The sequence below is a fragment of the Actinomycetota bacterium genome, from assembly GCA_030776725.1.
In the GTDB taxonomy this organism is placed as follows: domain Bacteria; phylum Actinomycetota; class Nitriliruptoria; order Nitriliruptorales; family JAHWKO01; genus JAHWKW01.
The window spans coordinates 1-7,924 of sequence record JALYHG010000147.1 but is presented as its reverse complement, the minus strand read 5'-3'; the positions used below and the strand labels follow the sequence as shown (position 1 = coordinate 7,924).

At 69.8% G+C, this 7,924-nt stretch carries 9 protein-coding genes and 1 tRNA gene; 6 read left to right on the top strand and 4 right to left on the bottom strand.

Annotation, left to right across the window (positions count from 1 at the left end):
* Window positions 1-228: 228 nt before the first annotated feature.
* On the bottom strand, window positions 229-1,941 hold the full coding sequence (locus M3N57_07035; GenBank protein ID MDP9022437.1) for an IS1634 family transposase: 1,713 nt from the start codon (window positions 1,939-1,941) through the stop codon (window positions 229-231).
* 178 nt (window positions 1,942-2,119) lie between these two features.
* Between M3N57_07035 and M3N57_07030 the strand changes: the two genes are divergently transcribed.
* Window positions 2,120-2,584 (top strand): LLM class flavin-dependent oxidoreductase, encoded by a 465-nt coding sequence (locus M3N57_07030; GenBank protein ID MDP9022436.1) that lies wholly within the window; start codon window positions 2,120-2,122, stop codon window positions 2,582-2,584.
* 33 nt (window positions 2,585-2,617) lie between these two features.
* Here the strand turns inward: M3N57_07030 and M3N57_07025 are convergent, their stop codons facing one another.
* Entirely contained in the window at window positions 2,618-3,520 is a 903-nt protein-coding gene (locus M3N57_07025) for a transglycosylase SLT domain-containing protein (protein MDP9022435.1), read from the bottom strand.
* Between the two features lie 123 nt (window positions 3,521-3,643).
* On the opposite strand from M3N57_07025, the gene M3N57_07020 reads away from it, so the two are divergent.
* The 4 genes from M3N57_07020 to M3N57_07005 all read left to right on the top strand — a co-directional run bounded on the left by M3N57_07020 (window position 3,644) and on the right by M3N57_07005 (window position 6,540).
* Entirely contained in the window at window positions 3,644-4,114 is a 471-nt protein-coding gene (locus M3N57_07020; protein MDP9022434.1) for a DUF4870 domain-containing protein, read from the top strand.
* Window positions 4,115-4,178: 64 nt separating this feature from the next.
* On the top strand, window positions 4,179-4,604 hold the full coding sequence (locus tag M3N57_07015; protein MDP9022433.1) for a hypothetical protein: 426 nt from the start codon (window positions 4,179-4,181) through the stop codon (window positions 4,602-4,604).
* Window positions 4,605-4,667: 63 nt separating this feature from the next.
* The gene (locus M3N57_07010) at window positions 4,668-5,201 is read left to right on the top strand and encodes a bacterial proteasome activator family protein (GenBank protein ID MDP9022432.1); all 534 of its coding nucleotides are present in this window, start codon (window positions 4,668-4,670) and stop codon (window positions 5,199-5,201) included.
* A 55-nt stretch (window positions 5,202-5,256) separates the two neighbouring features.
* Window positions 5,257-6,540: a DUF389 domain-containing protein gene (locus M3N57_07005; protein ID MDP9022431.1), complete on the top strand. Its 1,284-nt coding sequence runs from the start codon at window positions 5,257-5,259 to the stop codon at window positions 6,538-6,540.
* A 73-nt stretch (window positions 6,541-6,613) separates the two neighbouring features.
* On the opposite strand, the gene M3N57_07000 is transcribed toward M3N57_07005, so the two are convergent.
* Both M3N57_07000 and M3N57_06995 read right to left on the bottom strand, forming a co-directional pair.
* Window positions 6,614-7,183, bottom strand: a complete 570-nt coding sequence (locus tag M3N57_07000) for a nucleosidase (GenBank protein MDP9022430.1) — start codon at window positions 7,181-7,183, stop codon at window positions 6,614-6,616.
* Between the two features lie 45 nt (window positions 7,184-7,228).
* Window positions 7,229-7,311 (bottom strand) — tRNA-Sec (locus tag M3N57_06995).
* 273 nt (window positions 7,312-7,584) lie between these two features.
* Between M3N57_06995 and M3N57_06990 the strand changes: the two genes are divergently transcribed.
* Window positions 7,585-7,728, top strand: a complete 144-nt coding sequence (locus tag M3N57_06990; GenBank protein MDP9022429.1) for a hypothetical protein — start codon at window positions 7,585-7,587, stop codon at window positions 7,726-7,728.
* Window positions 7,729-7,924: the final 196 nt, after the last annotated feature.

Genomic DNA, 7,924 nt, shown 5'->3' with positions numbered 1-7,924 from the left:
GCCAAGGCTCAGCTCGCTGCCCGTGTGGTAGATCGGGTCGTAACCGGGCCGAAGCGCACCCTCAATGAACAGAACAGCAACGAACACCACGGCCGCCGCCACCCCGATAAGAAGTAGTATCTCAGTCCCGACTTTGAAGGGTTGAGCGCATATCTGCAGGTCAGCGGGGGTGCGCGGCGACGCGTTTGTCCCTACACCCACAACATGTTGGGGTGCCGGACGGTCAGTTCAGTGGATGGTGGGCTTGGTCCAGGCGCGGGTGTCGACGTCGAGGGCGTCGAGGATCTGCTCTTGGAGCCGGGTGCGGCGAGTGACGGCGTCGATGGTGGTGTCTCCGGCGGTGAGGGTGACCTGGCGGATGCGGTCGAGCTCGTCGATCGCGCGGGGGGCTGTGAGGTGCTGGTCGGGCAGGTCGGGGTCGCGCACGTCGACGCCGGCGAGGGTGTTGCCGAGGAGCGTTTCGATCACGGCGGCCAGGACGCAGATGGCGATGTGGCCGCGTACGCGGGTCTCGGTCCAGTGGAAAATCGGGCGCAGCCCGAGGAAGTCCTTGAGGACACGGAACCGGTTCTCAACCAGCTGCAACGACCTGTAGGCCGCCAGCACCCCGGCAGCGTCCGCGGTGGCTCGGTCAAGGGAGGTGACCAGGACGTAGTGGCCGGCGAGCAGCTCGTCGTAGGCGAGCGCGTCATGGTCGTAGTCGTAGACGAACCGTGCTTCGGCCACGTCGGAGATGTCGAACAGGCGCTTGACCGGCGAGCGGGCAACGATGGTGGCGGCGGCCTTGGCGATCTCGGTGGCCTCGACGAGGTCGCCGCGGCGCACGCGGTCCTCGAGGGCGCGCAGTCGCGCTTCGGTCTTGGCGATCAGCTGCAACCGGCGGACGGTGTCGCGGCGTTGCCGGGCGTCGGAGAACACCACCACGTAGCGGCGCCCGTCGTGGTCGACGTCGCACACGCGGCTGGAGAAGCGGGCGACCTCCACCCACGCGTCGGTGTCGGCGTCGGCGGCTGCGGCCAGTACCGCGGCGACATCTTGACGGCCGTGGAGCTTGGTCGCGAACAGCCAGTGGCAGCCGGCGTGCTCGACGTCGACGATGTTGGCCTCGGAGATCAGCCCGCGGTCGGCCACGACACAGATCCGCCCGACCGCGAACCGCTCGACCAGGTCGGCCAGGACGTCCGCGAGGGTGGTGACGTCGCTGGTGGCGCCGGCGAACACGTGATGCGCGATCGGGATCCCATCCCCTGAGCACAACAGCCCGATCACGATCTGGGGCCGGTCGCCGCGCTTGTCACGCGAGTACCCGAACGCCTTCGACGGGAACCTGGGGTTGGGGGCCGGATCGCCCTCCACGTACGACGAGGTGAGGTCGTAGCAGGCCAACGTGAGGTTGAGGTTGGTCAGGTCGCACACACGGCTGTAGACGTGCCGCTCGACACCATCCTTGGAATTCTCGAGCACGTCCAACGCCCGGTAGTACTGCTCCAACGTCGGGAACGAGAACCCATCCGGGGCCACGACCTGCTCGGCGATCCACCGGTGGGTGCGCCGCTTGGAGCCCGGGTCGCACAGCCTGCCCGCGACCATCGCGAACACCGCATCGGCCAGCCGGAACGGCAGCTGCTCGGCATCGCCGATCTGGTCGAACAGGCCGTCGAGCTCGAGCTTGTCCCACCACGCCTTGATCGTGGCGGTCGCGCCGATCGCGGGGGCCTGTTCAGCGTCGAGCTCGTCGACGTCGATCCAGCGGCGCTCGGCATGAGCGGTCAACGCCGCGATGATGCGATCGAGCTCGCCCGACTCACGCAGCGCCGCGGCCTCACCCAGCCGGAACAGCGTGCGGTGCGTGTTGGTGCCGTTGACGCGGACCGACTCCACCAGCGACAGATACTCGTATGTGCGGTTGGCCCTGCGAACCCGCTTGGTCTTGAGGAACATGGCCCGGATAATCGCGTATTCGCCCCGTTGACGCAAGCACCGCCCGGCGCGTGTTGTCCCTACATCCCGGACTCGGCCGGACGCTAGACCGCCGAGAATCGCCCCAGAACTGCCGAATCCGTGCTCCGCGACCCACGAAACCACCCGATCTCGTCAAAGTCGGGTCTCAGGGGGTCGCGTGGTGCTCGCACTGGGTGCCGGATGGGCGCAGCGCGACTACGTGGAGTACGGCTACGGCTTCCCCGACGCGCGCACCCGCCTCGACCACCTCGCCACGACCCTCGAAACGGTCCGCGATCGCCTGCCCCGACTCAACCCCCCTCCCAAGGGTGACCTGCCGATCATGGTGGGCGGCGGCGGTGAACAGGTGACCCTGCGTCTGGTGGCCGCCCACGCCGACTGGTGGAACGCTTTCGGGCCAGCCGAGCAGTACGCGCGGAAGAGCAGGGTCCTCGACGAGCGCTGTCGTGACATCGGCCGCGACCCTGCAGACGTCGTCCGCACCGCCCTGCTCCAGCCCCACGAGATCGACGACGTGGAGGCCTTCATCGACGCCGGCGCCCGGCACGTGATCGTCAGCCTCCCCCCGCCCTACGATATGGAGCCGGTCGAGCGGGTGATCGCGGTCGCCGCGGCCGGCTGAGGACACCTGCGGTCCGCAACGTCGACCTGGACCTCAGCTGGGGACCCCGTAGCCCTCCTCGAGGAGGATGTCTCCGTTGACGGTGATGTAGTACACCCGCCAGTTGTAGTAGGTGCGGTAGTAGTGCGGGTACTCGCGCATCACACGGGCGTGGTCCTCGATCGCGTCGACGTACAGCTGGCTGTGGTTGTAGGCGTACAGGGCTCGGCGCATGTTCCCGGGAGCACCGTGTGCCACCAGGTACCGCGCTGCGGCGCGGATGGCGTCGCGGGGATCGTCGATGTCGCCCTCCCCGTACGCTTCCCACGTTGCGGGCATGAACTGCATCGGACCGCGGGCTCCGGCGGTGCTCGTCCCACGGATACGGCCCATGCGTGACTCGACGAAGTGGATCGCGGCCAGGTAGGACCAGTCGACGCCGAACTCCGCCGCCGCCGCGTCGTAGTGAGCCCGCAGCTCGTCGACCGGTGGAGCGGGGATGATCCGCCAGTCGGGGAGTGCCTCGCGGGGCTTGGTGAGCTTGCGCAGCTGGGTGCCGGCGTGGATGTTCAGGTCGAACGCGGTGTGGAACTCGGGCGGAAGTGCCGCCTTGGCGGTCGGCCGCCAGTCGAGGTTGACGACCAGGTCGCGGTACGCCTGCTGCTGGAGCCACGCCCACGCCCGAACCGCCTCGTCGGACGTCTCGGGCGACGCCAGAGTGGTTTCGGCCGTGGCTAGGGCCTCGGCGAGCTCGTTCGGGTCGGTGAACGGCGAGACGTCCGATGGCGGGGTCGGGCCGGTGGGGGTCGGGCTCGGCGACGGTTCCGCGGATCCCGAAGCCGCGGGCGAGGCCGTGTCTGCCGCGAGTGGCGAGGGTGGGCCGGCGCTGTCGGTGGAAGCCGGCGAGCACGCCACGACAGCGGCGCACACGGCGGCGAGGGCGGCGTGGCGGAACATCGCGGCGAGCCTACGGGGGGCAGGGGCGCGGAGCGACCCACCGGCCGCGGTGTCGTACGGGTGTGGTTGCGTTGTGGTTGCGGTGTGGTGTTGGTGGGCGGGGTGGCAACTACGCTGGCAGCCGTGGAGCGCACCTGCCCTGCCTGTGGCACGCCCGCGGCCGCGCCCGACGGGGCGCACTGTCACGCGTGCGGGGCGCAACTGCCGTCGGAAGGGTCGCCGTCTGCCGGCTCGAACCCGGCCGGGCACCCGTCGGGCCTGTCCAGCGAGGTCCGCAACTGGGCGATGGCCGCGCACCTCAGCGCCTTCCTCGGCGCCTGGGTGGCGCTGGCGCTGCTCGGGCCGCTGGTGGTGTGGCTGATCAAGCGGGACGATCATCCGTTCATCCGGGCGCACGCCAGGGAGGCGCTCAACTTCAACATCTCCGTCCTGATCTACCTCGCGATCGGGGTCGTCCTCGCGTTCGCCTTGATCGGGATCCCGCTCCTGATCGTGCTTGGGATCGCCTGGCTGGTGTTGACGGTCGTCGCCGCTGTCCGCGCCACCAACGGCGAGGACTACCGGTACCCGTTGACGATCCGCTTCGTCTCGTGACGCCGCGACGTGGTGGGCTGGGAGCGCCGACAGCCGACCGGTGCGGACAACAGGACACCGAGCGATGACCGCACCTCCGCCCCACGAGACTCCCAGGGCCGACCGCGACCTGGAGTGGGACTGGTCGTCCAACGCGACCGACTACACCAACGAACTCCTCGACGAGGGCGGCTGGGGATCGATGGCTGCGGCGCACGCCTGGTCCGACACGTCGGACAACGAGGACCCACCGCAGACGAAGCAGGCCTACAAGCTGCCTCACCACCGTGTGATCGACGGGCAGATCCGGGTCGTGCTCGAAGGGGTCCGCAGCGCCATGAACATCCTGGCGGCGACCCGCTTCCAGCCGCAGGACTACCGCGTCGATCTTCCCGCCGATGAGGTCGCCGGCGTCTACGAGCACCTGGCGGCCCACCTCCGCCAGTTCGACGAGGACCCACCCGACATCCTCAAGGGTTGGTCGTCCGACGATGGGTGGCCTCCCATCTGACTCGGAAGTTGACGGCATCGCCCGCGCGCCGTTGCCTGTACGGCCCGCAGAAGGGAACAGGTCGTGGGCGAAGGCAGCGAGCTCGAACGCGTCGCGCGGGCGGTCGACGAGCATGAGGGTGACGACAGCGACCTCGTCGTCGTCCGCTTCGACGGCGAGGACGGCCAGCGCCGCCCCGACGAGCACATCGCGCACCCCGCCAAGCTGATCCGGATCGCCACGATGATCCAGCGGTTGCTCGTCGAACTGCGCGATGTCGAGCTCGACGAGGCCAGCCGGCGTCGCGTCGTCGACATCTACAACCGCTCGCTGGAGGGTCTGCGCGACGTGCTGTCCGACGACCTCCGCGACGAGCTGTCCCACATGGTGATCCACCGCCTGGCGGCCGAGGATCCACCGACGCCCTCCGAGCTGCGGGTCATCCACGCCCAGCTCGTGGGTTGGCTCGATGGCCTGTTCCAGGGTGTCCAGGCGTCCATCGCGAGCCAGCAACTGGCGGGGGCGCAGCAACAGCTCGCTCGCATCCGGCAGCAGCCGGCCCTGGGACCAGGTCGGGCTGATGCGCCGGCCGGGGGAGCGCCCGGCCAGTACCTGTAACAGCGGCGCGCCCCGCGCTGGGCTGCCATCAGGGTCGGACCGAACGGGAGCCGACATGCGTGAGGTGTCCCTGCACGTGCCGCCGGGTCGAGGTGGCGAGCTTGCCCGCGCCGCCGCCGAACGCGGCGCGGTGGCGATCAGCCGGATGCTGGCGCACGACGCCGACGGCGACGAGGTCGAGGTGGTCGCCGCGACCGTGCCCAACGTCGTCGTCGAGGAGCTGATCGGCCTCGCCGAGCGAACCGGGCCGCTCGAGGCGACGATCCCGTCGACGTCCGTCTTCGCGCTCGAGCCGCCGGCGGACCAGCCATCGGAGGTGCTGCTCGACGTCACACCGCGGAGCGCGATCGAGATCGTGCTCGCCGGACAGGAGAGTGCCGGGTCGTGGCGCGGCTTCCTGAGCTTCGCGATCACGGCGGGGATCGTGGTCTGGACTGGCCTGTACACCGAGGTCGTCTACCTACTGACCGCCGCGATGTTGCTGGCGCCCTTCGCCGGTCCGGCGATGAACACCGCGCTGGCCCTCGCGAGCGGGCACCCGACGCTGCTCCGCCATGCGGTCACCCGGTACGCAGCGGGCATCGCTGCGACCGCCGTGGCATCCGGCGTGCTCACGGCGGTCACCCAGCAAGAGCGGATCACCGACCTCGCGACGGACGTGCTGACGGTGTCGAACGTGGCGGTGCTGCTGCCGCTCGCCGCCGGGGTGGCGGGCGCCACCTACCTGGTGCAGTCGGAGCACAGCTCCCTGGTGTCGGGCGCCGCCGTCGGCATGCTCGTCGCTGCGTCGCTGGCGCCCCCGGCGGGCGGCATCGGCATGGCAGCGGTCCTCGGCCGCACCGACCTGCTGGCCAGTGCGGTGTTCGTGGTCGCCCTGCAGTTGGTCGGGATCACGTTGAGCGCGGCCCTGGTTTTCCGGTGGTACGGGGTCACGCCAGCCAGCCGTCGCGCCGCGGACGTCCGTGAGGGGTACCTGACGCGGGGACTGCCGATCGTTGCTCTGGTCGTCGCCGCGCTGCTCGCCGTGCAGTTCCTGTCTGGTCAGGCGTTCCAGCGCTTCTCGCTCACCCGTGATGTGTCGGTGACGGTGGAATCGCTGTTCGAGGGCCGACGGGACGTCGATCTCGTCCGGGTCGACACGACCGTCCCCACGCAGCGGATCGCGGATGGCCAGCGGTTGCTGATCGATGTCGACCTCGAGTCGGCCGCGACCGACCGGCCCACCGATCAGCTCGAGCAGGCCTACGCCGAGCTGATCCGCACACACGTCGAGCGGCGGTTCGCCGACACGGTCCCGCTGGTGGACGTGACCGTGCACGCGCCACCTGGCGCTGGTTGAGCCTCGCTGGCGGGCGACGACACGTCCCCTGTCGTTGCGTGACGCGAGCCCCACGGGCCGAACCGGGGGGCGTTCAGGCGAGGAAGCCGCGCTCCGCCGCCCACTCCGCGAGCCTGTGCGACGCGACGTCGAGGATCTCGCGCCAACTGATGTCCGCATCGAGGCCCGCGGTGTCCGAGACGCACTTCACGATCCGTGCGGGAACGCCGAACCGCATGGACGTTGCGGCGACGGCGTAACCCTCCATGTCGACGAGATCGGCGGATCTGGCCAAGCGTGCGCGCTCCACGGGGTCGGTGATGAACCGGTCGCCGGTTGCCAGCCACGCGTCCGCTCCGTGAGCACCGGACAGCTCGATCGGGCCGCCCGGCAGGCGTCGACCGACCAAGGCGGACAGGGCCTCGTGGTCGAAGTCGTGCTGCACGACGGTGGCGACCTCGACGAGGTCACCCACGCGGTGTTCGCGCAGCGTCCCCGCGGTGCCTGCGTTCACCACGAGGCTGACCGGTTCGCGGGTCGTGGCGAGGTGGTGAGCGAGCGTCATCGCCGCCTGCACCTTCCCCACGCCGAGGTGCAGGACCCGTGCCCGGCCCTCGATCCCTGCGACCTCCTCGGGAAGGGCGCCGACGAAGAGGACCGACATCCGTTCCCCGAACAGCTGTCGCGAGCAGGCCAGACTCAGCGGAGGCGGACGGGAATCGAACCCGCCAGGGGGCTCAGCACCCCCTCAACGGTTTTGAAGACCTTGTCGCGGACTTCGCGTAACTGGCCGCTACGGCGGCCTAACTCCCGAAATCCGGACCGTAGGGTGCTCTGCACTGCCGTTCTCACTTCGTAACCGTTCGTGACGTTCGGCACGGTTTCGCGCCCTTGTGTTGCCCAGATGTTGCCCAGATGTTGCCCAAGCTCCGACGGCTTCGACAGGTGGACGTGCGCCGCATGCACGCTGCCGGCCGCCCCGCGGACAGTCGAGGGATTGTCTATCCACCCTTTACGCGGGGTCCGTGGTATCCGTGGCGCCGTACGCAACCGGGGAGGAGCCCCATGCTTGTCGAGCTAATCGCCGCCGAGACCGACGACCTCACGCGCCCCGAGCAGCGCGCCCTCTGCGCCCTCCTGTGGGCCGCGCGGAGCGACGGGCTATGCCTACAACGGCTGGCCCGCGAGCACGCGCCTGGGCGGCTCTAGGCGCCGTCAGCGCCGCCGGAACGACGGAGCCCCTGGCCACCATGCAGGAGCGGACACAGCGGCCAGGGGTTCCTGGCAGTGACGGGCTCGGCGGCTACGGACGCCGATTCGGACACCGACGGAGGCGAAAGGTTCTCCGTCGCAGCCTCACCCGCCTGTTGGTAGGTGGCCCGGCCCCTAGTGACGGCCATCCCAC